Source organism: Pseudomonas sp. D3-10, from assembly GCF_051132175.1.
GTDB lineage: Bacteria > Pseudomonadota > Gammaproteobacteria > Pseudomonadales > Pseudomonadaceae > Aquipseudomonas.
Genome location: NZ_CP071668.1, coordinates 4,387,436 through 4,413,543, shown reverse-complemented (window position 1 = coordinate 4,413,543; position 26,108 = coordinate 4,387,436). Strand labels below are relative to the sequence as shown.

The following is a 26,108-nucleotide window of genomic DNA, read 5'->3' as shown; positions in this document are numbered from 1 at the left end:
ACGGGGGCGTGCGCATCCAGATAAAAAAAAACGGCCCGAAGGCCGTTTTTTTCTTGGTGACAGCCTCAGCCGCCCAGGTACGCCTCGCGCACTTTCGGGTCGGTCAGCAGCGCTTCACCGGTGCCTTGCATCACCACGCGACCGTTCTCCAACACGTACGCCCGGTCGGCGATTTTCAGCGCCTGGTTGGCGTTCTGCTCCACCAGGAACACGGTCACGCCATCCTTGCGCAACTGTTCGATGATGTCGAAGATCTGCTGGATGATGATCGGTGCCAGGCCCAGGGAAGGCTCGTCGAGCAGCAGCAGCTTGGGCTTGCTCATCAGCGCACGGCCGATGGCGAGCATTTGCTGTTCGCCACCGGACATGGTGCCGCCGCGCTGGGTAAAACGCTCTTTCAGGCGTGGGAAAAGGTGCAGCACCTTGTCCATCTGTTCCTGATAGTCGCCCTTGTCGGTGAAGAACCCGCCCATGGCGAGGTTTTCTTCCACGGTCAGCCGGGCAAATACCCGACGGCCTTCAGGCACCACAGCGATGCTCTTGCGCATGATCTGCGCCGACTCCTGGCCCACCAGTTCCTCGCCCATGTAGCGGATGCTGCCGCTGTGGGCCTGGGGCGAACCGCAGAGGGTCATCAGCAGCGTCGATTTGCCAGCACCGTTGGCGCCGATCAGCGTGACGATTTCGCCCTGGCGGACCTCGACGTTGACGCTGTGCAGCGCCTGGATCTTGCCGTAGAAGGTGGAAACGTTTTCGAATTGCAGCATTTACGCTTCCCCCAGGTAGGCTTTGATCACTTCGGGATTATCGCGGATCTGTTCCGGCGTACCGTCGGCCAGCGGCGTGCCCTGGTTGATCACGACGATGTGGTCGGAAATGCTCATGACCAGCTTCATATCGTGCTCGATCAGCAGGACGGTGACGTTGTGCTCCTCGCGCAACACGCTGATGAGCGCCTTCAGGTCTTCGGTTTCCTTCGGGTTCAGGCCGGCCGCCGGTTCGTCGAGCATGAGGATCCGCGGGCGGGTCATCATGCAGCGGGCGATTTCCAGGCGCCGTTGCTGACCGTAGGCCAGGGTGCCGGCGGTACGGTTGGCGAACTCGGTGAGGTTGACCTTGTCCAGCCAGTACGCGGCGTACTCCATCGCCTCGCGTTCGCTCTTGCGGAACGCCGGGGTCTTGAACAGGCCCGCGAAGAAGTTGGTGTTCAGGTGACGGTGCTGGGCGATCAACAGGTTCTCGACCGCCGTCATGTCCTTGAACAGCCGCACGTTCTGGAAGGTCCGCACCACGCCCTTGCGAGCGATGTGATGGCCGGCCAGGCCCTGGATCGGCTCGCCGTCCAGCAGGATGGTGCCGCCGGTGGGCTGGTAGAAGCCGGTCAGGCAGTTGAACACTGTGGTCTTGCCCGCGCCGTTCGGCCCGATCAGGGCAACCACCTGTTTCTCTTTCACGGTCAGGGCCACGCCGTTGACCGCAAGCAAGCCGCCGAAGCGCATGCTCAAGTTTTCAACTTTGAGGATCTCGCGGCTCATTTGCGCAGCTCCATGTGTGGGCGTTGCATAGGCAGCAGACCTTGAGGACGCCAGATCATCATCAGCACCATCAAGGCGCCGAACATCAACATGCGGTATTCACTGAATTCACGCATCATTTCAGGCAGCAGGATCATCACGATCGCCGCCAGGATCACGCCCAGCTGCGAGCCCATCCCGCCCAGCACGACGATGGCGAGGATGATCGCCGACTCGATGAAGGTGAACGATTCGGGCGTCACCAGGCCCTGGCGAGCCGCGAAGAAGCTACCGGCGAAACCGGCGAACGCAGCACCGAGGGTAAAGGCCGACAGTTTGATCACGGTTGGGTTGAGACCCAGCGCGCGGCAGGCGATTTCGTCTTCACGCAGCGCTTCCCACGCACGGCCGATCGGCATGCGCAGCAGGCGATTGATGACAAACAGTGCCGCCAGTGCCAGCAACAGGGCAACCAGGTACAGGAAGATCACCTTGTTGATCGAGTTGTATTGCAGGCCGAAGTACTCGTGGAAGGTCTGCAAGCCTTCGGCGGCCTTGCGCTCGAAGGTCAGGCCGAAGAACGTCGGCTTCTCGATGTTGCTGATGCCGTTCGGACCACCGGTGATGTCGGTCATGTTACGCAGGAACAGCCGGATGATCTCACCGAAACCCAGGGTCACGATCGCCAGGTAGTCACCACGCAAGCGCAGGACCGGGAAACCCAGCAGGAAACCGAAGGTGGCAGCCATCAGCCCGGCGATCGGCAGGCAGATCCAGAAGCTCAGGCCGAAGTAGTGGGACAGCAGCGCGTAGCTGTAGGCGCCGACGGCATAGAAGCCGACGTAACCCAGGTCCAGCAGGCCGGCCAGGCCTACCACGATGTTCAGGCCCAGGCCGAGCATCACGTAGATCAGAATCAGCGTAGCGATGTCCACCGCGCCGCGCGAGCCGAAGAACGGCCATACCAGCGCGACGATGATGAGGGCGATGATGAAATAGCGCTGAGTCGTTGGCAGGGTCAGGAAGTTGCTGGCCTTGGCCGGGATCAGCGGCAGGCCCGGGGAGGAGCGCCAGGCCTTGCTGATTTGCTGGTTGAACAGCACGCGCAGGAACATCAGCACCGAGCAGATCGCGATGGTCGCAAGCACCGCAGGGCTGGTGTTGTGCACTTCCAGGTTGATACCGACGATGGTCAGTTTCAGACCGAGTACCGGGTAGGCCACGGCCCAGACCAGCAAGGCACTGAACAGTGCCTGTTTAAGATTCCTAGTCATACTTTCTCAACCTCCGGACGGCCCAGAATGCCCGTCGGACGGAACAACAGCACCAGAACCAACAAGCCGAATGCAACGACGTCCTTGTACTGGTCGCCGAAAATATCGGCGCCAAAGGCTTCCGCCACCCCCAGCACCAATCCACCGAGCATGGCTCCGGGAATGCTGCCGATGCCGCCCAATACCGCAGCGGTGAAGGCCTTGAGGCCGACGAGGAAACCAGCGTTCGGGTTGATCACGCCGTATTGCATGCTCAGCAGAACAGCCGCAACGGCTGCCAGCGCAGCACCAATGACAAAAGTCAGGGCGATGATGTTGTTGGTGTTGATGCCGAGCAGGTTGGCCATCTTGATGTCCTCGGCACAGGCGCGGCAGGCGCGGCCCAGGCGAGAACGGGAGATGAACAGGGTCAGGCCGAGCATGGCGATCACAGTGACGACGAACACCACGATCTGCATGTAGGAAATCAGCACTTCTTGTGCGCCACCCGGACCGAAGGCGAAGTTGCCAGGGATCAGGTTGGGGATTGCTTTGTCCTTGGAGTCTTGCGCCAGCAGAACGGTGTTCTGCAGGAAAATCGACATACCAATGGCGGAAATCAGCGGGATAAGACGGTTGCTGCCGCGCAAGGGGCGATAGGCGATCCGTTCGATGCTGTAGCCATAGGAACTGGTGACCACGATGCTCGCGATAAAAGCCGCGGTCATCAACAGCGGGACACTGTCGAGTCCCATCATGGTCAGCCCGGCAATGGCGATGAACGCCACGTAGGAGCCGATCATGTACACCTCGCCGTGGGCGAAGTTGATCATTCCAATGATGCCGTAAACCATCGTGTAGCCGATGGCGATCAGGGCATACATGCTGCCAACGTTAAGGCCGTTAACCAGCTGTTGGAAGAAGTGATAGATGTCAGGCATTACAGCGCTCCTAAAAACCTGATACGCATTTCACTGGTGGAGTCATTTTCCCGCCCGGCCCCGTGGATCTCTATCCACTTCGAATCCGGGTTTTGCCAGCGAACCGCTGATGACGGTTTTGAGATTTTCAGGTGGGGAGACTGGCGGATCACGCCAGCGCGGCCCATACATTCGTAAAACAAAGCCCACGGCACGCCGTGGGCTTTATTGGCAGTCAGTGAGGCAGCGCCTTACTGAGGCGAAACTTCAGTTTTAGGTTTGCCGTTGTGCCACTCGTAAACCACGAATTTGAAGTCTTTCAGGTCGCCCTTTTCATCGAAGCTCAGGTCACCGGTCGGCGTCTTGAAAGTGCCGGCGTGGATGGCTTCAGCCACTTTGGTCGCGTCTTCGGACTTGGCCGCCTTGATGCCTTCGGCAATCACGGTCACTGCGGAGTAGGACGGGAACACGAACGGGCCGCTCGGGTCTTCCTTCTTCGCTTTGAACGCGTCAGCCAATGCAACGTTGGCCGGATCCTGGTCGAAGGACTTCGGCAGGGTCACCAGCAGGCCTTCGGAAGCATCCTTGGCGATCTGGGTGATCGAATCGTTGCCCACGCCTTCCGGACCCATGAAGCGGGCTTTCAGGCCCTTTTCCTGGGCCTGGCGCAGGATCAGGCCCAGCTCCGGGTGGTAACCGCCGTAGTAAACGAAGTCGACACCGGCTTGCTTGAGCTTGGCGATGATCGCGGAGAAGTCCTTGTCGCCGGCGTTGACGCCTTCGAACACGGCAACCTTGGTGCCTTTCTTCTCGAGGGTGGCTTTCACCGCGCTGGCGATGCCTTCACCGTACTGCTGCTTGTCGTGCAGGACCGCAACGATTTTCGGCTTGACGTGATCGGCGATGTAGTTGCCGGCCGCTGGGCCTTGGGCACTGTCCAGACCGATGGTGCGGAAGATCATCTTGTAGCCACGGGCGGTGATGTCCGGGCTGGTGGCCGCTGGGGTGATCATGATCACGCCTTCGTCTTCGTAGATGTCCGAAGCCGGCTGGGTGGAGCTGGAGCACAGGTGGCCGATCACGAACTTGACGCCGTCGTTGACGACCTTGTTCGCGACGGCGACCGCTTGTTTTGGATCGCAGGCGTCGTCGTATTCAACGGCTTCGAGTTTCTTGCCGTCGACGCCGCCCTTGGCGTTGATTTGCTCGATCGCCATCTTGGAGCCGCTGAACTGCATGTCGCCGTATTGGGCTACAGGGCCGGTTTTCGGGCCGGCGATGCCGATCTTGATGGTATCGGCGGCAAACGAATGGCTGGCAACCCCGGCCAGAACCATAGCGGCAAACAGTTTGGAAATCTGCTTAGTAGCCTTAGTCATAGTGCTCCACTCATGCTGTTGTAGTTTTTATAGTCCTGGCGCCGTAGCAGCAGAACCGGGTCAGATATCTTGGATATCCTCGCGGAAAATGCCCCCGGCAACTGTACCGGTACAGTGTAGAGCGCCGATTGTTGGCAAGGGAAGCTGGCGCTTGGGGGCAAAACCTGAGGGTGTCGCTTTATTGAAAGAAAAAGACAGATTCGCGGCGGGGGTTGTCCGGTCAAATCGGCAATCCTTGGCTTTGCTGCGCTTTTCAATCGGTGCTGCAATTGCAACTGGGTTTTTCTGCCAGACCACCGACGTTATCATTCGCGCCGATTTCTTTTCCGGACAGCTCCCATGAATCAAGAACCTAGCACCCTCTATGCCAAATTGCTCGGTGAAACCGCATCCATCACCTGGAAAGAGCTGGAGCCGTTCTTTGCCAAGGGTGCCCTATTGTGGGTCGATCCGGCACTGGATCTGATCGCTGCCGCCGAGGCCGTGGCCCAGGACGAAGGTACCAAAGTCGCCGCCTGGCTGGGCGCCGGGCAGGTCGCCAAGCTGTCTGAAACGCGGGCGCTGGATTTTCTGGAGCGCGATCCGCAGCTCTGGGCGGTGGTGGTTTCGCCTTGGATCATGATCCAGGAAAGGGCATCGAATTGATCGATGCACCAACTTGGTTCGCTCCCTGGCTCGGTTGAAAGTGTGTAGGTGAGTAGCGAGATGACAGCCTGCCGTGGCGAAACGCCACAGGGCAGGGTGACGTATACGTAACGGGAACAGTTTATTGGGCAGCCTTTTGGCTGCTTAATTGTTTCTGGATGTTGTTCTGGGGAGAGATTCAAGGCCGCTATCGCGAGCAAGCTCGCTCCCACAACGGGTCTGTGTTGACAAAACCTGTGGGAGCGAGCTTGCTCGCGATTTGGGCGACTCGGTTCAAGCCAGCCTCAGTAAGTACGGCCAGTATGGTTATTAAGCGAAATAACCTTGGTCTTGCCGATCCGATGACGGTAGATCTCGCGCAGGTACTTGATGGACTTCTTCACGCAGTCGCGGGACAGGCGGATGTCGTTGATCGAGACGAATTTTTCCTTGTCGCTGATCAGCTCGCGGTATTTCTTTTCATACATCGGCTTGATCGCGTACCAGTTGGTGTCGAGGATTTTCGCCGGGTTCTCGAATTCATTGAGCAGGTCGTCGATGCGTGCCTCGTCGAATTCTTCGTTGATGATGAAGTCCAGGATCGAGTTGTCCAAGGTCTCATCGAAGCGGTACGGCGTACGGGCGAAGCAGCGTTTGATAAACGCCACGATCAGGGTCAGGAAGTCGTCCGAAAGGCACGGGCTCTTGGCGATCAGCGTGGTCAGCGACAGGTTCGCCGAGGCGCCGATCACCAACGCGTAGCGCTTGAGCGTGGTGTTGGGGAACAGGCTGTTGAGGTGGGTCTTGAGCCGGTTCAAGTCCATGTAGGACAGCTTGTAATCCTTGGGCAACGAGACGATCGATACCACCGACGAGCAGTTTTTGAAGAAGTGCAGATCATGCAGCGCAGCGGCGTCGTAGCCGGAGTTCTTGTACTGCTCCAGCGAGGCGCGGTAGCGCTTGGACTCGATGGGCAACAGGCTGATGCCTTCGATGGCCTGGGTGACTTTGTTGAAGTGCGGCAGGTCGATGGAACGGAAGAACAGGTCATCGATGTTCAAGCGCGGTGGCTCTTTCTCGAACACCTTGAACTTGTCGCCGCTCGGCGCCGGGGTTTCCGGGACCACGGACTCGGCGTAGGCAATCGCCACCGGGCCGGCCAGGCTCATGAACAGGTCGTTGGCGTCCAGGCGAATGGTTTCACCAATGTCGATGCCGGCGCGACGGAAGTAGTTCTGGTCGTAGTCGGTGGTCACGGCCTGGGCCGTCAGGATGTTGAATATCTGCTGGGAAATGTACTGGTTGGCGTGCTTTTCCATGGCATTGACATCAATGTTCTGGATGTTGCCGTCATCACTCTCTTCGGCGTAGCGCATGATGTCGTTGGAGATCAACATCATCGCGTTCCACGGACGGATGCGGCCCATGACGCTGGCTTCGCTGCTGTCTTCGTTGGCGAAGTTGTACGAGAAATCCCATTCTTCCGAGAGGTATTTGCACAACAGCCGACCGGCGTTGATGTGCAGAGCCTCGGACATTTCGCTGCGGTGGTCGGAGATATTCGGCAGCACACAGATGCCGCTGGTGAAAATCGGCTCGAAGACGAAGGAGTGACCGCTCTTGCTATCGTGTTCGTCCATCGGCTTGGTGTCGAACGTCTTGTTCATGTAGGAGTACTGCTGGGCCAGGCCAAACTCCGAGGCCATGCCCGAACCGGTACCGCCGCCGGCGCTGAAGATCGAAAAATACAGGCGCGACTGGTTGGCCTTGATGCCGCAGCTGTCGATCAGGTACGAGTGAATCATCTTCCAGTCGGGGCTGGAGAAACGCTGGGTGTCCTTGTTCAGGATGATCTTCGCCAGATACTGGCCGAGGATCGGCGCGTTGCCGGCGCCACCAGCATGGACTTCCGACAGGTCCATGATTTTCATCTTGCTGTAGTCGCGCAAGAAGCCGCTTTTCTCGCCTTTGCGCGAGAAACGGATGCGCCCGGCGATGTCCTTGTCCAAGTCTCCCAGCATGACCAGTGGTTCCACCAGGAACACCGGTTTGCTTGCCTTGCTGTTGCCCAGGCGCAGGTTGCGCATCCACTGCGCCGGGCGATAACTTTTGTCGCCGTAGTTTTTATCCTCGGCATTGAATTCGTTGAGGTAGAACTTGCGGGCGTTGTAGACCAGCTCCGCGACGTCCAGGGCGATGTTGGAACCGCAGCGACCTAGGCCGATCAGGCAAACCGATGGGAACTCCTGCTGGCCACGTTCGCTCTCGTCGTCCACCAGGTGCGGCGGACGGGGGAACACGGCATCGCGCAGGCCGTCGAGGTTGTCGAGGATGCGGTCGGTGTTGGTCTCGGTGAAATACAGGTATTGCTGGGTAGCCAGGGATCGCGAGCTGCTCGACAGCGTCGAGGTTTCAGGGCCGTTGGCGGCTGGGCTCAAGGTCAGATCGGAAACCGCAGTGGCTGTTTTTTTGGAAGTCATTGTGCGCCGTATGCCTGGACTGGTCGGATCGACGACATGTCATCGAACCATCGCGAATGGGAACTCGCGTCCTTTGATGGCAACGCGAATGTCGGCCCAAGCGTTCAGGGCTGCAGCCTGAGCAGCGCTCGGGAGAATCTATTCCTGATCATGTTGGATCGGCCATCGCGCGAGGTTCTTTAATCAAGAGCAGGCAAAATGATGGCAGTTGTTGCAGCAAATTGACCAAAGCAATGAAACACGCCCTGCGCCATGGTTTGGTATCAGCCATGCGAATGATTGGAGACAGCTCGCGTCCCGCTGTCTAGATTGCAGACTCCGGGCTCGGATGCCTCGCCCAACAATAAAAAGAGACGGACCCATGCAGAACTCGACCCAAGCGGCGAATGCCTGGCGCATTCTGTTCCTGTTGTTCCTGGCCAACCTGTTCAACTTCTTCGATCGCACCATCCCGGCGATCATCATCGAGCCGATCCGCATGGAGTGGAGCCTCAGCGACTTCCAGATCGGCATCATCGGCACCGCGTTCACAATCGTCTACGCCATTGCGGGCTTGCCGCTGGGGCGCATGGCCGATACCGGTTCGCGCAGCAAGTTGATGGGCTGGGGCCTGGCCGCCTGGAGCGGATTGACCGCGGTGAATGGCCTGGTGGGCAGTTTCTGGGCGTTCCTGGTGGTGCGCATGGGCGTGGGCATCGGTGAGGCCAGCTATGCGCCGGCCGCCAATTCGTTGATTGGCGATCTGTTCCCGGCTCACCGCCGGGCTCGGGCAATGGGCATCTTCATGTTGGGGCTGCCGCTGGGCCTGTTGTTGGCGTTCTTCACCATCGGCGCGATGGTCAAGGCCTTCGACAGCTGGCGTGCGCCTTTCTTCATCGCGGCGGTGCCGGGGCTGGTGCTGGCGGTGTTCATGTTCTTCATCAAGGAACCCAAGCGCGGCGCGGCGGAAACCGTGCAGGTGTCCCAAGAGAAGGTTGATAAACCGGTTCGCCGGGTGCTGGCGATTCCGACCTTTCTCTGGTTGGTGCTGGCGGGGCTGTGCTTCAACTTCGCCACCTACGCCTGCAACTCATTCCTGGTGCCAATGCTGCAACGGTATTTCGGGATGCCGCTGCACGAGGCGGCCGTGGCGACCGGCATCATGGTGGGCGTGACCGGATTGTTCGGGCTGACCCTTGGCGGCTGGGTCGCAGACAAGATCCACCAGCGCGTGCCCAACGGCCGTCTGTTGTTTGCAGCGTTCAGCCTGGCCATTTCGACAGTGACCACGGCGTGGGCCCTCCATGCCGGGCGCATCGAGATCGGTGTTTTCGTGGCCGTGTTCAGCGTTGGTTGGTTGTTTGCCTATAACTTCTACACCTGCGTCTATACCGCGATCCAGGACGTGGTGGAGCCGCGACTGCGTGCTACGGCGATGGCCTTGTATTTTGCCGGGCTGTATCTGCTCGGCGGCGGCCTCGGGCCGGTGGTGGTGGGCGGCTTGTCCGACTACTTCGCCCACACGGCGATGGCTGTAGCAGGTGCCCCGCAAATGACCGAAGCCTTCAAGGCCATCGGCCTGCATGACGCGATGTATCTGATCCCGGTGGCGCTGTTGCTGACCATGGTGTTCCTGTTCCTGGCGTCTCGCTGCTTCGTGCGCGATGCCAAGCGGATGAAGGACGGGATGAGCGTCGTGGTGGAGCCGGCGGGCGTGGCGGCGACAGCTTGAGATCAAACTGCTGGCGAAACAGCTTTTGTGGCGAGGGGATTTATCCCCGCTGGGCTGCAGAGCAGCCCTCGAAAAACACTCAGCTAACCTGACACAGTGCGGCGTCGGTTTTAGGGCTGCTGCGCAGCCCAGCGGGGATAAATCCCCTCGCCACAGGGTTCAGCGCCATCTGCACTAACGAGCCTTTTCCTCTCGCCCGCGCAACAGGCGATCGGGCATGGCCACCGCAGCCGCCAGCCCCAGCAATGACACCGCCGCGCTGATCATCAGCAAGTGCCGGAACGTCGCTTGCAACTCCTCACGCAAGGCGTCCCGTGCCTCTCCGGGAGCGGCGTTCAAACCATCGAGCAGGACGTTGCCGGAATGCCCCTCGCCGATCATCGACGAACCGGCGAGCTGGGCAAAACCGGAATCCTGCAGCAAGGCCAGCAGCAACGCCGACATCAGCGCCACACCCACCGCGCCGCCCAATGAGCGAAACAGGTTAGTGGTGCTGGTAGCGACACCGATGTCCCGTTGCTGCACCGAATTCTGCGAGCCCACCAGCGAAGTGGGAAATTGCATGCCCGAAGCGATGCCGCTGAGCAACATGAACAGGCTGCTCAGCCAGAACACGGCGGGCGGCGTGAAAGCCATGCCAAGAATGGCGAACGGGAAGAGCAGGGCGCCACTGAGGATCATCGGTTTGTAGCGCCCGGTGATCGAGGTGCGCCGCCCGGCAAAATAGGCGCCCATCGGCAAACCCATCGCCAGCGGCAGCAAGTGCAGCGCGGCGCTGTCGGCGCCGGCGCCGGTCACGCTCTGGAAGCGCAACGGCACCAGCACTGTCAGGGAAATCGCCTGGAAGCTGGTGAAAAAAACCGTGCACCAGCACAGCACCGCGCTGCGGTTGACGAATAGGTGCATAGGCAGCAACGGCTCCCGTGCGCGGCGTTCATGCCAGGCGAAGAGACCCAGCACGAGTACTGCGCCACCCAGCAGCCCGAGCACTTCGCGGCTGTGCCAGGCATGGCCTTGGCCGATCTGGGTAATGCCCAGCAGCAGCGAGGTCAGACCGATGATCAGCAACACGGTGCCCAGGTAATCGATGATTGGTGTGCGTTGTGGCACCGGCAGCCCCACCAGGGCGCGCCGGGCCACCAGCCAGGCGCCCAGGCCCAATGGCAGGTTGATCCAGAAGACCCAGCGCCACGACAGGTACTCGGTCATGTAGCCGCCCAGCACCGGTCCGGCCACGCTGGCCACCGCATACATGCTGCTGAAATAACCCTGGTAGCGCCCACGCTCGCGGGGCGGGATGATGTCGCCGATGATCGCCTGGCTCACAGAAATCATGCCGCCGGCGCCGATGCCCTGGAAAATCCGAGCCAGCACCAGTTGCTCCATGTTCTGTGCCAACCCGCAAAACAGCGAAGCGAGGGTGAACAGGCCCATGCCGAACAGCATCAGCGGGCGCCGGCCATACAAGTCGCCCAGCTTGCCGTAGATCGGCACCGCTACGGTCATGGCGACCATGTAGCCGGAGATCACCCAGGCCAGCAGGCTGACATCCTTGAATTGCGCGGAAATGGCCGGCATCGAGACCGCGACGATGGTCTGGTCCAGCGCACCGAGGAAAATCGCCAGCATCAGCGCCACCAGCACGCTGCGGATAGCGGGTTGCATAGCTTGAGGCGTATCGAGCTGAGTCAAGGCAGGACCTGCGGGCATCGCGCCTGGCGGCGAGGGGACGAAGCCCGCAGTTTAATTCGGTAGCCGCCTATTCGATAGCCTCATAAGGAAGGCCGACGTAATTTTCCGCGATGGTTTTGCGCCCCGCCTCGGAGTCGACGAAATACTCCAGCTCCGCCTCGCTGATGCGCTGGTTGAACGCGTCGTCATCGAAGCGGTGCAGCATCGACGTCATCCACCAGGAGAAGCGCTCGGCTTTCCAGACCCGTCGCAGGCAGATGTCGGAATAGCGTTCCAGCAGATCCGCGCGACCGTCGCGATAGACCTTAAGCAAAATATTGAATAGCGTGCTGACATCGCTGGCAGCCAGGTTCAGCCCCTTGGCCCCGGTCGGCGGGACGATGTGGGCGGCGTCGCCCACCAAAAACATCCGCCCGTACTGCATCGGTTCCACGACGAAGCTGCGCAGTGGTGCGATGCTTTTTTCTATGGAGGGACCGGTCACCAGGGTTTCGGCCAGGTCGGTGGGCAGGCGTATTTTCAGTTCATCCCAGAAACGCTCGTCCGGCCAGTCGGCCACTTGTTCCTCGGCGGGCACTTGCAGGTAATAACGGGTGCGGGTCCGCGAGCGCATGCTGCACAGGGCAAAGCCGCGCTCGTGGCGAGCGTAGACGAGTTCTTCGTGGACGGGCGGGGTGTCGGCGAGGATGCCGAGCCAGCCGAACGGGTAGACGCGTTCGAAGACCTTGAGCTTTTGCGCCGGGATCGATTGCCTTGCCGCGCCATGGAAACCATCGCAGCCGGCCACGTAATCGCAGTCCAGGCGCCAGGTTTCGCCGGCGTGTTCAAAGGTCACGAAGGGGTGCTCGGTCTTCAGGTCGTGGGGCTGGGCGTTGTCGACCTGATACAGCGTCTGGGCGCCGGATGCCTGCCGGGCGGCCATCAAGTCGCGAGTGACTTCGGTCTGACCGTAAATCATGACGTTCTGGCCACCGGTCAGCCCTTTGAGATCGATGTGGACGCGCCGACCGTTGAGGACCAGCTCGAAGCCATCATGGGACAAGCCCTCGGCGTCCATGCGTTGGCCAACTCCGGCCTGGCGCAGCAGATGGACCATGCCCTGCTCGAGTACACCGGCGCGGATCCGGCCGAGGACGTAATCGGGAGTCTGGCGCTCGAGGATCACGGTGTCGATCCCTGCGTTGTGCAATAACTGGCCGAGCAGCAGCCCAGAGGGGCCGGCGCCGATAATGGCGACTTGGGTCTTGAGGGTTTTCATTGTTGTTATGGCTCGCAAGAGGCACGCGACCAGGGGCGGCGTTTATTTTTAGTAATCCTGGCGTGCATTTTTCGCTTGCGGACCTGTCAATTGAAGGGGAAAACTGAGCTGAAACCTGCACATTCTGCCAATCGGTGCGATTACCGCCCGTAACCCAAGGCCGATCCTCGTTATGAAGAAAACTGAGCTGCCTTCGATTCCCGTGTTCAAGCTCTACGGCGAGAGCCAGGATTGGCCCACGCCGGATCTGCTGCACTGCGAAACCATTTCCAGCCGCAGCAGCGAGCACCAATGGGAAATAAAACCTCATCGACATGCCGATCTGTGCCAGCTGCTTTTTGTGTTCAAGGGTCAAGCGGAACTGGAAATCGAAGGCCAGCGTACACGGCTCGACGAGCCGGCCGTGCAGATCCTGCCGCCGCTGTCGGTCCATGGTTTCCGTTTTTCGGAGGATGTGCAGGGTTACGTCGTGACCCTGGCGGCGCCGCTGGTCACGCACCTGCAAGCCCAGCTAGGCCATTCGGTCAATGTCCTGGCCCAGGCGGAAGCCTATCCGGCCGGAGAGAACGCTGATTACCTCAATAGTTTGTTCAGTGCCATGCAGGCGGAGTACGTGGGCCATCAACCGGCCCGGGAAATGCTCATGCATGCCTTGGTCAGCGTGATCATGGTCTGGGTGAGCCGCCAGGTGATGAACCGGCGTATCTCCACCCAGCGCCCGCAGCGGGCCCGGGAATACCTCAACGGGTTCATCCAATTGGTGGAAGAGACCTATCGCCAGCACGTCAAGGTCGAGGACCTGGCCCATCGCCTGGGCATCTCGGTGTCGCACCTCAATGGCACCTGTCGCGAACTCGCGGGACAGCCGGCACTGCAAATCATGCACGAGCGCCAGTTGCTGGAAGCCAAGCGGCTGCTGACCTATACAGGCATGACGATCTATGAGATCTCCGAGATGCTTGGCTTCTCCGACCCGACCAACTTCACCCGACTGTTCCGTCGGCGCGTCGGTATCTCGCCCAAAGCCTTCCGAGACCGGCTCAAGACCGATCAGCAGGACGACTGAAACCGTCTCAGCGCAGCGCGTTCAAGGTTGCGTTGTGCGGTATGCAGCGTTCGAAGTTGCAGCTGGCGTATTCACGGGGCAGCTGCCTGGCCTGCTCGACCCGATAAGCCGCGGTGCCATACAGCGCCAGCGTGGCGGTGCAGGTGACAAATATGGCGAGGCGTCTTCTTGTTTTGATGTTCATGGCGATGACCTCTGAACGAATACCCGGGGGTACTGTTTTCAGCATAGGTCAGCCATGGCGGGTTGCCAGCCAGGCGGTTTGTGTATGTAAGCAGATATTCAGCTCGCTGATGTTCCCTATGGGAGCAAGCTTGCTCCCACAGGGATTAGGGTTGTTCTTTCGAGCGTTCTATTCCAAATGCTCAGGTTTCATCGGATCCCCCGGCTTGACATCCAACTGGTGGCGCACGTCTTCGAACATTTCGTCGTAGTACTTGTGCATCGCGCCGATGTTCGTGCTCTTGGGCAGGCCGTAATATTGGGCAATGCGGGTGGCGTGGCGGGCGAAGTCGAAGGCTTGGTCCTTGGCCAGGAAAAACGTCTCGTCTACGTTCTTGTCTTCTACCGTGCCGTGCAGGCGAAATGACATGCCCTTTCCCTCGTCGGGATCCTGGGCTATTTCGTAATCGATGCACAGGTTGTAGCTGAAATCATCCTTGTTCAGCGCATGGCGCTCCATGTGCAGGTGTCCGGGTTGGAACGTGGCCATCAGCGTCTCTCCTTCGAAGGCGTGGAGAACGGCAGACACCGCGCCTGCCCCATAAGTTTTCCCGTTATCGATAAACATGTCGGGCGACGGGTGCGGTCTATTGAACCGTCACCATTGCGCGCGGTGGGCGCCCAGGTCAGCGGCCGGCAACTTCCATTGCAGCGGCGTGCCGGGCATTTTCAGCGGTACCTGCAAGCGATGCGCCGGACCCCAGGGCGTCTGTTCCACCAGCAACCCCTGGTCAGCCTCGTCTTCGGGGCGCAATGCAACCTCACTGCCGGCGCCGCCCTCGATCAACAGCTTCGCCGTGCGCGCCAGTGACAAGCGTGCCGAGCCCCCACGGCCGTTGGCCAAGCGTCGATTCAGCAACACGATTGCGCTGGCGGCCATCAGGTAACCGGTGCCGTGGTCCAGCGCCTGGACCGGCAGAGGCGTCGGTTTGTCCGTGTGTTTCCAGGCCATGCCGGCCTCGGCGATACCGCAGCTCATCTGCACCAGGCTGTCGAAGCCGCGGCGGTGTTGCCAGGGGCCGCTCCAGCCGTAGGCGTTGAGGCAGACGTCGATCAGGCCGGGCGCCAACTGCCGACGTTGTGTAGCGCCGTAGCCCAGGCGTTCGAGCGCGTCGGCGCGGTAGCCGTGCAACAGGATGTCCGCCTCCTGGAGCAGCGCCTCGAACGCTGCTCGATCGGTGGGCTGGCGCAAGTCGAGGCGGGCGCAACGTTTGCCGAGGGTGACTTCAGGCACCACGCCGGGTTCGTTCCAGGTCGGCGGGTCGATGCGCAGCACGTCGGCCCCCAGCCCGGCGAGAAAGCGACTGGCAACCGGGCCGGCCAGCACGCGGGTCAGGTCCAGCACCTTGAGGCCCGCCAAGGGCTGGGCGACGGAGCCGAGCCAGGGGCCAGGCGCGCCTTGCGCTCCGCTATCCAAATGAACGAGGGGCTCGGCATTGACAGCGATGCCCTGGGGATGAGCCTGCCATGCCAGCCATGAACGCATCTGCGCGGCGCAACCGCCGGCATCGATCACGGCCTGTTCCAGTTCGGCCTTGTTCCACCGGACCACTCTGCTGGCCATGTCGGCGCGGTCGGTGCAGGCGCCGAGCACCTTTTGCGCCGCCTGGCGATGATGCGGCGCGTTGGTGTGCAGGCGGATCCAGCCGTCGGCGGTGGCGTAGTCGCCCGCCACCGGATCCCACAGGGGCGGCACGCCCCAGCCGATGGGCCGCAGGGAGGTGGAAAACCAGAATGAGGCCAGGCGCCGGTCGACTTCCATCGACGGCAGGCGACCGGTTTGCTGGCGGATCAGTTCGGCGACCGCTTGACCGGCCGTGGCGATGCTCGCGCAGGCCAGTTCGGTGACGGCGAAGGCGGAGGGCAGGGCGCCTTCGCTGGTGAAGGGGATGGGTGTCGTGGGCAAGCCGATGGCGGTTTGCATGGGTGTGAGTAGGTCTGACATTTGGAAACCCTCCTGAATCAGAGAGCGAGCATAGATCAAACAAACGTCGGGGGCCGCTACGCCCGAGGCGTCGGACCGGCCCAGCGGGAGCCAGCTCCCTCGCCACGATTCTCCGGTCTGGACCAGATCCAGAGATTGCCCAGGCCCATGCCTGCGAGTGCCAGGTATACCGGCCAGCGGTGATCGAGCATCAGCAGCATAAACCCTGCACAGCACAGCATGCTGATCGTTGCAGCGATCTTGGCCCGGCGCGGGATAACCTTGCCGTTGCGCCAGTTGCGCAGCATCGGTCCGAACAACCGATGGCCCTCCAGCCAAGCGCTCAGGCGCGGCGAACTGCGGGTCGCGGCCCAGGCGGCAAGCAGGATGAATTCGGTGGTGGGCAAGCCCGGCACGACGATGGCCACCAGGCCGATGGCCAGGCTGATGTAGGCGAGGAGGGCGAAGAGCAGGCGAGTGAATCTGGAGGGGCGTTTCATCAGTGTTCTTCTTTCATGCACATTCCCTGTGGGAACGAGCCGGCTCGCGATGGCGGTGGGTCAGGCGACTTCTGTGGCGACTGAGCCAGTGTCATCGCGAGCAGGCTCGCTCGCGCAAGGGAAACTGTGAAGGCTTCAGGCCAACTCGGTCGCGTAGGCTTGCTCCAGTAACACGGTAAAGCGGTTGAAGGCCGCCAGCGCTCCTTTGTCCGCCTCGGCTTCCTGCTGTTCGGTGAGGGGCAGCGCGTCGAGGATCCGGGTGAAGGTTTTCCAGCCTTCGGCACGCCCGCCCGCCGGTTCTGCCAAGTGTCGGGCACCAAAGGTTTCGCTCAGCCCCAGCCCCACGGCGCGCTTGATCAGGAACGCGGCGCCAAGCTTGGAACCCTCGGACACGAACAGCCAGCCGAGGGCTTCGGCCTGGGTTGGGTTTTTCACTGCGCCGGCCACTGGCGGCGGCACTTCGGTGTGCAGGTCCACCAGGTCGGCCTTGGCCGCTTCGGCGCGGCAGCGCGCGGGCAGGTCGGCAATCAGCGCGGTCAGTTGCGCGTCGTTGTACAGCGCCACCAGTTCCGACTGGAATTGGTACTGGGCGACGACGAAGCGGGCGTAGCTGGCCTGGGTTTCGAATGGGGCGTGAGCCTTGACCAGCGCGTCGAGCTTGCCGTGGGGCTCGTGGGTGATCTGGTTCAGGCGTTGGGAGCGGGAAAGGGTGCGTTGTGTGGTCATAGCAATTCCTTCGAGTGGAATACATCGTGGCGAGGGAGCTTGCTCCCGCTCGGTTGCGCAGCGAGCGTTAGATCTGGGGGCGCTTCGCCCGAAGCGTCGGACCGTCCCAGCGGGAGCCTGCTCCCTCGCCACAGGTAACTGTTTTACGTGAAGAATCGGATCAGATATCCCAGATCAGGTTGACCGCGAAGTTGCGCCCAGGGGCGGTCAGGCGGTCGAGGTTGGCCGGGCTCAGCACTGCCGCTTCGCCGACGCTGTCGTAGCCGCGCACGTCGTCCCACAGCCAGTATTTCTTGTCGGTGAGGTTGTAGAGGCCGCCGCTGACGGTGACGTCGTCGGTGACCTTGTAGTACCCGCTCAGGTCGAGGATGCCGAAGCCCGGCGTCTTGAACTGGCTGCTGACGCCGTCAGGAGAGTTGAAGTTGCTGTCGTCGACGCGGTTTTTCTTCTTCACCAGGGTCCAGCTGAGCAAAGTGCCGAACTGCTCCTGGTCATAGCCCAGGCCGAATACGCCGGTCATCGGGTTGATGCTGTTGAGCGGTTCGCCGGTGTCGTCGTTGCGGCCTTGGAGGTAAGCCACCGAACCTTGGGTATAGAGGCCCCGTGGCGCGCCGAACACGTCCAGGTCCAGGCGCCCCTTGGCCTCGATGCCCTTGATGGTGGCGTGCTTGATGTTGTTGCTCTGGAAGGTCAACTGGTCCGCGCCAGGGGTAATGGCGTCCTCGTTGATGAAATCGCGGTACTTGTTGTAGAACACCGCCACGTCGAACGAACCGGAGTCGAAACGACCGCGCAGGCCGGTTTCGTAGCTCTTGCTTTTTTCCGGCTCCAGGTCGGGATTGGGTTCCACGCTGTAGCCCGCGTCCGGGTTATCGAAGCGCCCGTACAGAGCCTTGGCGGTCGGGGTGCGGAAACCCTCGGCGTATTGGCCAAACCAGGTGTATTGGTCGGTCAGGGCGTAAGTCAGCCCGAACTTGGGCGAGACGCGGTGCCAGGTCTTGTTCTCATCACTGACTTTACCGCCGGCGGTAGGGTCAACGGTGCTGAGGAATTCTTCGGTCAGGTGTGGCTTGAGCTGGGTGTAGTCGTAACGCAGCGCCGGTGTGAAGGTCCATTTTTCCCAGCTGATCTGGTCCTGGGCGAACAGGCTGTAGGTGTTGATGGTCGGGTCCGGGAAGTCACTGGCTTTTGCCAGTACGTCCCGCGTGCTGATGGCGCCGACGGCGGCACAGCCCACGCCGACCGCCAGGCACACGCCATTGCCGCTGCGCGAACCGGTGACTTTCTGCTGTTTGAGCGTGGTGCCGTAGGTCAGCGTGTGATCGGTGTCGGCAATGCTGAATGACTTGTCGACTTGCGCATCAAGCACCCACTGTTTTTCTTCATACAGGGTCTCTCGCGTGCGAAGGACCCTACGGGTGATCGGGAAGTAGAATTCGGCGGTGCTCTGGTCGGTCTTGGCGACCTGGTGGTTCAGGCTCCACTTGATGTTATCGGCCAGCAGGCTGTCGAGCGCGAAGCTGTGCTCCAGGCCGAAACGTTCGCGGGTGATGGTGTCGTTGCCGGTGCGCCACTGGTACATGCCGCCCGGCAGGATGGAGGCGGGAATGGCCGGTTGGCCGTTGGCGTAAGGACCGCCGTAGGCGCTTTTCAGATCGGTGTCACGGTCGTCCTTGTACTTCTCGTAGACCAGGCTCAGGCGTGCGTCATCGTTGTAGTTCCAGCCGAGCTTGGCCAGCACGTTGTTGGCGCGCACGTCCTGCGGGTTGGCCGCGGTGCGGTCCAGGCCGGTGCCATTGTTGCTGCCGTAGGATTCGGTTTCATGGCCGTCGCGCTGGCTGTAGTGCAGCAGGCCGTCGAAAGGCCCGCTGCGACCGGCGACGGTGGCGGACTTGAGCCAGCTCTCGTCGACGGAGCTGTAGCCAGTCTTCAGGCGCGCGCCGACATCCTTGCCCGGTTTGATGATGTCATCCGCATCGAGGGTGAAATAACTCACGACGCCACCAATGGCGTTGCTGCCGTACAGCACCGAGGCCGGTCCGCGCAGGATCTCCACGCGCTTGATGATCTCCGGGTCGACATAGTTGCGCTGGGTCTTGGCGTAGGGGCCGTTGAAGAAACCGCCGGGCACTTCCACGCCGTCGACCTGGGTCAGGATGCGGTTGCCGTCGATGCCGCGGATGTTGTAGCCGCTGATGCCGCCGCGCTCGCCCGCGCCGCCCACCGATACGCCGGGCTCGTAGCGCACCAAGTCCTTGATGGTGTTTACGTTGTTACGGTCCAGTTGCTGACGATCATGAACGGAAACGGTGCTCGGTACGCGGGTGATGTCCTGTTCTTGACGGGTGGCGCTGATGGTCACCTGCTGCAAGTCCAGCACGTTGCCCGCGCTGCGTTTTTCCAGAACGATGTTATTGCTGCCCAGTTTGCGGTAACGCAAGTCGGTCCCCACCAACAGGCGCTCCAGGGCTTTCTCCGGCGACAGCGAGCCGTTGACGCCCGGCGAGGCGATGCCTTTGGCCAGTTCAGCCGGCAGGCCCACCTGCCAGCCTGTGACGGCAGTGAACGCGTTGAGCGCGGAGACCAAGGGCTGCCGGGCGATGTTGAAGCTGTAGTCGCCCATGTTGTGCGCGGGCGGTTGGCCAGCGGCGGCAAGGGCGGCCGGCGCGGCACCGGCCATCAGGATGGCGGCGGTCAGCAATGAAAGTGCGCGGGAAGGGGCGAGTAACCGGCAAGTAAGGCGAGAGGACATCGATAGCGCTCCGTGTCGCATCTGTTATAGGTGCAGATCGGCATCGTGGAGATGCGAATCAATTGCATTGGCTATAACGAGACGAACCAGCGGAGGCTATCGAGTAAAAATAATTCTCATTTAGTTCAAAATCACCAGCGCCGGGAATTCCTGCAGGCGCGCGGAGGTGATCTGGGCCAGGGAGCGGACCACGTCCAGGGGCTGGTCGAGGCGGTAGTTGCCCGTCACCGCGACGTTGGCCAGCCGTTCGTTGGTGTTGATGATCCAGCCTGGGTAGTAGCGTCGCAACTCCGCCAAGACCTGGCTCAGCGGACGGTTCTCGAACACCAGTCGGCCCTGCACCCAGGCAAGGTCGGTGCCGGCATCGAGCCGTGCCGGGCGGTCGAAGCCATTGGGGCCGATGCGGATGCTTTCGCCAGCCGACAGCCGCACGTGGGTGTCGTAGCGGGTGGCCCGCAGGTCGACGTCGCCGCGCTGCACCTGGACTTGCGCGACGCCATCCACGTAGCGCACGGCGAACGAGGTGTCGCTGACGCTGGCGGTGACCGGGCCTGCGTCCAGCTCCAACGGCAAATGACGGTTGGCTGGCACCTCGAAGAAAGCTTCGCCCTTGTAGAGCCGGGCCACCTGCCGTTGGTTGTCGAATGAGCTGGAGAAGGCCGAATCGGTATTGAGCAGCACCTTGGAGCCGTCTTCCAACTGCAGGCGCTGGCGTTCACCGACCACGGTCAGGTGGTCGGCCTGGAAGCGCAGGGGCAGGTCGCTGAAATTGAACAGTCCCAGCAACAGCACGGCGGCGGTGGCCAGGGGTTTCCAATGGGCGCGCAGGCGCGACAGCGTGGTGATCTTTGGCCGGTCCCTCAGTTGCCGGGCGCTTTCGATTATCTGCGGGCCGTTCCAGATCGCCTGGGCCCTGGCGAACGCTTCGCCATGGCGTGGATCGGCCGCCAGCCAGGCCTGGAAGTGTCGGCGCTGCTCCTCGCTGGGGCTGTCGAGCAGGATCAACCAGTCCAGCGCCTGATCCATGGCGTGGGCGGTGTCCTGCGCCTCGGCGGCTTCAGGTGGGCGATGGTTGTCCGTCACGGTGGATTCTCATTATTGGCGGCAAGCACACGCTACAAGCCGCAAGCGGTAGCTGGCAAGCCCACATCCCGCTTGCGGCTCGAAGCTTGTGGCTTGCCGCTTGTATTCACGGGTTGCGTTCGGCCACGCCCACGCAGATGGCCATGATCAGTTTCAGGTCTTTTTGCACCGTGCTCAGGGACACGCCTAATCGTTGCGCGATGTCCTGGTAGCTGTGGCCATGCAGCCGGCTGAGAATGAAGATCCGCTGTTGACGGGGGCTGAGGGATTGCAGGCTGACGTTGAGGCGTTCGAGCATTTGCGCGGCGTGGGCGGCATCTTCGGCGCTGCTTTGAGGGGCGACGACGTTGTTCACGATGTCCAGCGGCACGTCGTCGACCAGGGCCCGCGACTGGATCCGCCGCGCGCGCAGATGATCCAGCGCCAGATTGCGGGCGGTCTGGAAAACAAAGGGTTCGAGATGATCGACGGTGCGTTCGCTCAAGGCGCGGGTGACACGCAGGTAGGTTTCCTGCAGCAAGTCTTCGGCGGTGCTCGGGTTGTTGACCATCCGCTCGAGGGTGCGCAGCAGCGGGGTACGCTGGGCGAGAAAAATGTGGTGAAAACGCGATTGACTCACGATAGGGCCCGATCCGGTTCGAGTAGATGATAATGCTTATCATCTGCGTCGATGGTCAAGCCTTCATTTCATGAGTGTTGAAACCCTGTGGGAGTGAGTTCGCCAGCGATAGCGGTGGTCCAATCACCCTATGATCCAGGCTGACCGGACGCTATCGCGAGCAAGCTCGCTCTCACAGAAAAGCTTCCTGCTGCTGGGCAGTTACTCCGCGTTACACAACGCCAGGCAGTTATCCAGCATGCGGTTGGAGAAGCCCCATTCGTTGTCATACCAGGCCAGCACCTTGAGCAGCTTGCCGCTGGCTTTGGTGTGGTTGGCATCGAAGATCGACGACAACGGGTTGTGGTTGAAATCGCTGGAGACCAACGGCAGGGTGTTGTAGCCGAGGATCTTGGAGTGCTGGCTGGCCTGCTTGAGCAGTGCGTTGACTTCATCGGCCGACGCTTCGCGCTTGAGTTGCACGGTGAGGTCCACCAGGGAGACGTTGATCACCGGCACGCGCACGGCCATGCCGGTCAACTTGCCCGCCAGTTCCGGCAGCACCAGGCCCACGGCTTCGGCGGCGCCGGTCTTGCTCGGGATCATGTTCTGGGTGGCCGAGCGGGCGCGGTACGGGTCGCTGTGATAGACGTCGGTCAGGTTCTGGTCGTTGGTGTAGGCATGGATGGTGGTCATCAGGCCGCTTTCGATGCCGAGCTCGCGGTGCAGCACCTGGGCCACCGGGGCCAAACAGTTGGTGGTGCACGACGCGTTGGAAATGATCTGGTGGGACTGGCGCAAGATGTCATGGTTGACGCCGTACACCACAGTGGCATCGGCGCCCTTGGCCGGGGCCGAGATAATCACTTTGCGAGCGCCGGCACTGATGTGGGCGGCAGCCTTGGCGCGGTCGGTAAACAGACCGGTGCATTCAAACACCACATCGATTTTCTCGGCGGCCCAGGGCAGCTCGGCCGGGTTGCGGATGGCACTGACCGAAATGCGGTCGCCATTGACCGTCAGGCTTTCGTGATCGTGCTGCACGTCGGCATCGAAAGTGCCATGCACGGTGTCGAACTTGAGCAGATGAGCGTTGATCGCACTGTCGCCCAGGTCGTTGATGGCGACGATCTGCAGGTCGCGACGATAGCCTTGGGTATACAGTGCGCGGAGGACGTTGCGGCCGATGCGGCCAAAACCATTGATTGCGATTCGAAGAGTCATTAACTGCGCCGCCATCGATTTGTTGTTGGAATTACAAGATTATTCGCATAAAAATAGAAAACAAGCCTTTTTAGTGGCAATATTTTGTTTTATCTACAACGAGTGACCTGAATCAACTGGTCCGATTGGTCAAAAACCGTTTGTCGCCTTGTCTTTCACCGGGTGTGCAACGGGCTTTTAACCAGCATAGACAATCAGGTCGCCACACCCGCTAGCCTGGAGTTCTACACATGCATCCCCGCGTACTTGAGGTCACCGAACGGCTTATCGCCCGCAGTCGCGCTACGCGCGAGGCTTACCTTGCACTGATCCGCGGTGCAGCCAGCGACGGGCCGATGCGCGGCAAGCTGCAGTGCGCCAACTTCGCCCATGGCGTGGCCGGTTGCGGCACTGAAGACAAGCACCACCTGCGGATGATGAACGCCGCCAACATCGCCATCGTGTCGTCCTACAACGACATGCTCTCGGCCCACCAGCCCTACGAAACATTTCCAGAACAAATCAAGAAAGCCCTGCGCGAGATCGGCTCGGTTGGCCAGTTCGCCGGCGGCACGCCCGCCATGTGCGACGGCGTGACCCAGGGTGAGGCGGGGATGGAACTGAGCTTGCCGAGCCGTGAAGTGATCGCACTGTCCACGGCGGTGGCGTTGTCCCACAACATGTTCGACGGCGCGCTGATGCTCGGCATCTGCGACAAAATCGTCCCTGGCCTGATGATGGGCGCGCTGCGCTTCGGTCATCTGCCGACGATCTTCGTGCCCGGCGGGCCGATGGTCTCGGGCATTTCCAACAAGGAAAAAGCCGACGTACGCCAGCGCTACGCCGAGGGCAAGGCCAGCCGTGAAGAGCTGCTGGAATCGGAAATGAAGTCCTACCACAGTCCGGGCACCTGCACGTTCTACGGCACCGCCAACACCAATCAGTTGCTGATGGAAGTGATGGGCTTGCATTTGCCGGGCGCTTCGTTCGTCAACCCGAACACGCCGCTGCGCGATGCGTTGACCCGTGAGGCCGCGTTCCAGGTGACGCGCCTGACCAAGCAGAGCGGCAACTTCATGCCCATCGGCGAAATCGTCGACGAACGCTCACTGGTCAACTCCATCGTTGCACTGCACGCCACCGGCGGTTCCACCAACCACACCCTGCACATGCCGGCCATCGCCATGGCGGCGGGCATCCAGCTGACCTGGCAGGACATGGCCGACCTCTCCGAAGTGGTGCCGACCCTCAGCCACGTCTACCCGAACGGCAAGGCCGACATCAACCACTTCCAGGCGGCGGGCGGCATGTCCTTTCTGATCCGCGAATTGCTGGAAGCCGGCCTGCTCCACGACAACGTCAACACCGTGCTCGGCCATGGCCTGAGTCGCTACACCCAGGAGCCGTTCCTGGAGGATGGCGAGCTGGTGTGGCGCGACGGCCCGACCGAAAGCCTCGACGAAACCATCCTGCGTCCGGTGGCCCGTGCCTTCTCCCCAGAAGGCGGGTTGCGGGTGATGGAAGGCAACCTCGGGCGTGGGGTCATGAAGGTTTCGGCCGTGGCCTTGGAAAACCAGATCGTCGAAGCGCCGGCCATGGTCTTCCAGGATCAGCAGGACCTGGCGGATGCGTTCAAGGCGGGTCTGCTGGAGAAGGATTTTGTCGCGGTGATGCGCTTCCAGGGCCCGCGCTCCAACGGCATGCCGGAGCTGCACAAGATGACGCCGTTCCTCGGCGTGCTGCAGGACCGTGGCTTCAAGGTGGCGCTGGTCACTGATGGACGCATGTCCGGGGCATCCGGGAAAATCCCGGCGGCCATTCATGTCAGCCCTGAAGCTTATGTCGGCGGCGCGTTGGCGCGGGTGCAGGAGGGCGATATCATCCGCGTCGATGGCGTCAAAGGCACCTTGGAGTTGAAGGTCGACGCCGAGGAATTCGCCGCGCGCGAACCGGCCAAGGGCCTGTTGGGCAACAACATCGGCACTGGTCGCGAGCTGTTCGGTTTCATGCGCATGGCCTTCAGCTCGGCAGAGCAGGGCGCCAGCGCCTTCACTTCTGCCCTGGAGACGCTTAATTGAAACTGGCTTTGGTCGGTGACATCGGTGGGACCAACGCGCGTTTCGCCCTGTGGAAGAACCACAACCTGGAGAATATCCAGGTGCTGGCGACAGCGGATTACGCCTGCCCGGAAGATGCCATCGAGGTTTATTTGAATGGCATGGGAATGAAACCGGGCGCCATCGGTTCGGTGTGCCTGTCGGTGGCCGGTCCCGTGAGCGGCGATGAGTTTCGTTTTACCAACAATCACTGGCGCCTGAGCAACCTGGCGTTCTGCCAGAGGTTGCAGGTGGAGAAACTGTTGCTGGTCAACGACTTCTCCGCCATGGCCCTGGGCATGACCTGCTTGCGTCCGGATGAGTACCGGGTTGTCTGCCAGGGCACGCCGGAGCCGATGCGCCCGGCGGTGGTGATCGGCCCGGGCACCGGGCTGGGCGTCGGTACGCTGCTGGACTTGGGCGAGGGCCGTTTTGCGGCGTTGCCAGGGGAGGGCGGCCATGTCGACCTGCCGATGAGCAGTCCGCGCGAGACCCAGCTCTGGCAGCACATCTACAACGAGATCGGCCACGTCAGCGCCGAAACCGCCCTGAGCGGCAGCGGCCTGCCCCGTGTCTACCGGGCGATTTGCGCGGTGGACGGTCATGACCCGGTGCTCGATACCCCCGAGTCGATCACTGCCGCCGGGCTGGCCGGCGACCCTATCGCCCTGGAAGTGCTCGAGCAGTTCTGCCGATGGCTGGGCCGCGTGGCCGGCAACAACGTACTCACGGTGGGCGGGCGTGGCGGCGTGTACATCGTTGGCGGCGTGGTCCCGCGGTTTGCCGATTTCTTCGTCGAAAGCGGTTTCGCCAAATCCTTCGCCGACAAGGGCTGCATGAGCGATTATTTCAAGGGTATTCCGGTCTGGCTGGTGACGGCGCCATACTCCGGCCTGATGGGCGCGGGCGTGGCGTTGGAGCAATCCTCCACGATTTGAAATTGGAAACCGCTCCTGTGGGAGCGAGCTTGCTCGCGATGATGGAGTGTCAGTCGCCATTGAGATTGACTGATACACCGCTATTGCGAGCAAGCTCGCTCCCACAAGGGGCTCTGTAGTGTTTGTAAAACCCGGCCATCAGGCATAATCGCCCCCAATCCACACAACA

23 protein-coding genes are annotated in these 26,108 nt (G+C 61.4%); 5 read left to right on the top strand and 18 right to left on the bottom strand.

The genetic code is table 11. The features are described 5' to 3' along the window. Positions 1–65: 65 nt before the first annotated feature. The 6 genes from J3P90_RS19815 to J3P90_RS19790 form a co-directional block, all read right to left on the bottom strand. A complete protein-coding gene (locus tag J3P90_RS19815) occupies positions 66–767 on the bottom strand; it encodes an ABC transporter ATP-binding protein (protein ID WP_072409624.1) in 702 nt (233 codons plus the stop codon). Continuing rightward, positions 768–1,535: a high-affinity branched-chain amino acid ABC transporter ATP-binding protein LivG gene (gene livG / locus J3P90_RS19810; protein WP_420764330.1), complete on the bottom strand. Its 768-nt coding sequence runs from the start codon at positions 1,533–1,535 to the stop codon at positions 768–770. It lies immediately after the preceding gene. Continuing rightward, a complete protein-coding gene (locus tag J3P90_RS19805; protein ID WP_420764331.1) occupies positions 1,532–2,788 on the bottom strand; it encodes a high-affinity branched-chain amino acid ABC transporter permease LivM in 1,257 nt (418 codons plus the stop codon). The genes livG and J3P90_RS19805 overlap by 4 nt, the downstream gene beginning before the upstream one ends. Next, a complete protein-coding gene (gene livH, locus J3P90_RS19800; protein WP_434609939.1) occupies positions 2,785–3,708 on the bottom strand; it encodes a high-affinity branched-chain amino acid ABC transporter permease LivH in 924 nt (307 codons plus the stop codon). The genes J3P90_RS19805 and livH overlap by 4 nt, the downstream gene beginning before the upstream one ends. Positions 3,709–3,938: 230 nt before the next feature. Further along, positions 3,939–5,066, bottom strand: coding sequence for a branched-chain amino acid ABC transporter substrate-binding protein (locus J3P90_RS19795; protein WP_420764333.1), 1,128 nt, complete (start codon positions 5,064–5,066; stop codon positions 3,939–3,941). A gap of 60 nt (positions 5,067–5,126) precedes the next feature. Next, a complete protein-coding gene (locus J3P90_RS19790; RefSeq protein WP_434562644.1) occupies positions 5,127–5,363 on the bottom strand; it encodes a hypothetical protein in 237 nt (78 codons plus the stop codon). 42 nt (positions 5,364–5,405) lie between these two features. On the opposite strand from J3P90_RS19790, the gene J3P90_RS19785 reads away from it, so the two are divergent. Further along, positions 5,406–5,711 carry a DUF2288 domain-containing protein gene (locus J3P90_RS19785; RefSeq protein WP_264428324.1) on the top strand — a complete coding sequence of 102 codons (306 nt, stop codon included), beginning with the start codon at positions 5,406–5,408 and terminating at the stop codon, positions 5,709–5,711. Positions 5,712–5,995: 284 nt separating this feature from the next. Here J3P90_RS19785 and J3P90_RS19780 read toward each other — a convergent pair whose 3' ends face one another. Further along, the gene (locus J3P90_RS19780) at positions 5,996–8,170 is read right to left on the bottom strand and encodes a hypothetical protein (protein ID WP_420764335.1); all 2,175 of its coding nucleotides are present in this window, start codon (positions 8,168–8,170) and stop codon (positions 5,996–5,998) included. A gap of 361 nt (positions 8,171–8,531) precedes the next feature. Between J3P90_RS19780 and J3P90_RS19775 the strand changes: the two genes are divergently transcribed. Then, entirely contained in the window at positions 8,532–9,881 is a 1,350-nt protein-coding gene (locus J3P90_RS19775) for a spinster family MFS transporter (RefSeq protein WP_434562648.1), read from the top strand. Positions 9,882–10,055: 174 nt separating this feature from the next. Here J3P90_RS19775 and J3P90_RS19770 read toward each other — a convergent pair whose 3' ends face one another. Together J3P90_RS19770 and pobA are read right to left on the bottom strand one after the other, a co-directional pair. Beyond that, entirely contained in the window at positions 10,056–11,591 is a 1,536-nt protein-coding gene (locus tag J3P90_RS19770) for an MDR family MFS transporter (protein ID WP_434674608.1), read from the bottom strand. A 49-nt stretch (positions 11,592–11,640) separates the two neighbouring features. Then, positions 11,641–12,831 (bottom strand): 4-hydroxybenzoate 3-monooxygenase, encoded by a 1,191-nt coding sequence (pobA, locus tag J3P90_RS19765; protein WP_434650145.1) that lies wholly within the window; start codon positions 12,829–12,831, stop codon positions 11,641–11,643. 172 nt (positions 12,832–13,003) lie between these two features. On the opposite strand from pobA, the gene J3P90_RS19760 reads away from it, so the two are divergent. Continuing rightward, positions 13,004–13,897 carry a helix-turn-helix domain-containing protein gene (locus J3P90_RS19760; protein ID WP_420764339.1) on the top strand — a complete coding sequence of 298 codons (894 nt, stop codon included), beginning with the start codon at positions 13,004–13,006 and terminating at the stop codon, positions 13,895–13,897. 7 nt (positions 13,898–13,904) lie between these two features. Here the strand turns inward: J3P90_RS19760 and J3P90_RS19755 are convergent, their stop codons facing one another. The 9 genes from J3P90_RS19755 to gap all read right to left on the bottom strand — a co-directional run bounded on the left by J3P90_RS19755 (position 13,905) and on the right by gap (position 22,926). After that, positions 13,905–14,081 (bottom strand): hypothetical protein, encoded by a 177-nt coding sequence (locus J3P90_RS19755; protein WP_420764340.1) that lies wholly within the window; start codon positions 14,079–14,081, stop codon positions 13,905–13,907. Positions 14,082–14,249: 168 nt separating this feature from the next. Next, complete coding sequence (locus tag J3P90_RS19750; protein ID WP_434609953.1) at positions 14,250–14,609, bottom strand: DUF5064 family protein; 360 nt, start codon at positions 14,607–14,609, stop codon at positions 14,250–14,252. A gap of 108 nt (positions 14,610–14,717) precedes the next feature. Continuing rightward, entirely contained in the window at positions 14,718–16,064 is a 1,347-nt protein-coding gene (locus J3P90_RS19745) for a CoA transferase (RefSeq protein ID WP_434675271.1), read from the bottom strand. A gap of 56 nt (positions 16,065–16,120) precedes the next feature. After that, a complete protein-coding gene (locus J3P90_RS19740; RefSeq protein ID WP_434675270.1) occupies positions 16,121–16,543 on the bottom strand; it encodes a YbaN family protein in 423 nt (140 codons plus the stop codon). Between the two features lie 135 nt (positions 16,544–16,678). Further along, positions 16,679–17,269 carry a biliverdin-producing heme oxygenase gene (locus J3P90_RS19735; RefSeq protein ID WP_434675269.1) on the bottom strand — a complete coding sequence of 197 codons (591 nt, stop codon included), beginning with the start codon at positions 17,267–17,269 and terminating at the stop codon, positions 16,679–16,681. A 160-nt stretch (positions 17,270–17,429) separates the two neighbouring features. Continuing rightward, positions 17,430–20,021, bottom strand: a complete 2,592-nt coding sequence (locus tag J3P90_RS19730; protein WP_434675268.1) for a TonB-dependent receptor — start codon at positions 20,019–20,021, stop codon at positions 17,430–17,432. Positions 20,022–20,141: 120 nt separating this feature from the next. After that, entirely contained in the window at positions 20,142–21,104 is a 963-nt protein-coding gene (locus tag J3P90_RS19725; protein WP_420764346.1) for a FecR family protein, read from the bottom strand. A 106-nt stretch (positions 21,105–21,210) separates the two neighbouring features. Next, on the bottom strand, positions 21,211–21,723 hold the full coding sequence (locus J3P90_RS19720) for an RNA polymerase sigma factor (protein ID WP_434650149.1): 513 nt from the start codon (positions 21,721–21,723) through the stop codon (positions 21,211–21,213). 201 nt (positions 21,724–21,924) lie between these two features. Further along, on the bottom strand, positions 21,925–22,926 hold the full coding sequence (gap, locus tag J3P90_RS19715; RefSeq protein WP_039593774.1) for a type I glyceraldehyde-3-phosphate dehydrogenase: 1,002 nt from the start codon (positions 22,924–22,926) through the stop codon (positions 21,925–21,927). Between the two features lie 230 nt (positions 22,927–23,156). Between gap and edd the strand changes: the two genes are divergently transcribed. Together edd and J3P90_RS19705 are read left to right on the top strand one after the other, a co-directional pair. Then, the gene (gene edd / locus J3P90_RS19710) at positions 23,157–24,983 is read left to right on the top strand and encodes a phosphogluconate dehydratase (protein WP_434650150.1); all 1,827 of its coding nucleotides are present in this window, start codon (positions 23,157–23,159) and stop codon (positions 24,981–24,983) included. Beyond that, complete coding sequence (locus tag J3P90_RS19705; RefSeq protein ID WP_420764393.1) at positions 24,980–25,939, top strand: glucokinase; 960 nt, start codon at positions 24,980–24,982, stop codon at positions 25,937–25,939. Before edd ends, J3P90_RS19705 begins: the two co-directional genes overlap by 4 nt. Positions 25,940–26,108 lie beyond the last annotated feature (169 nt).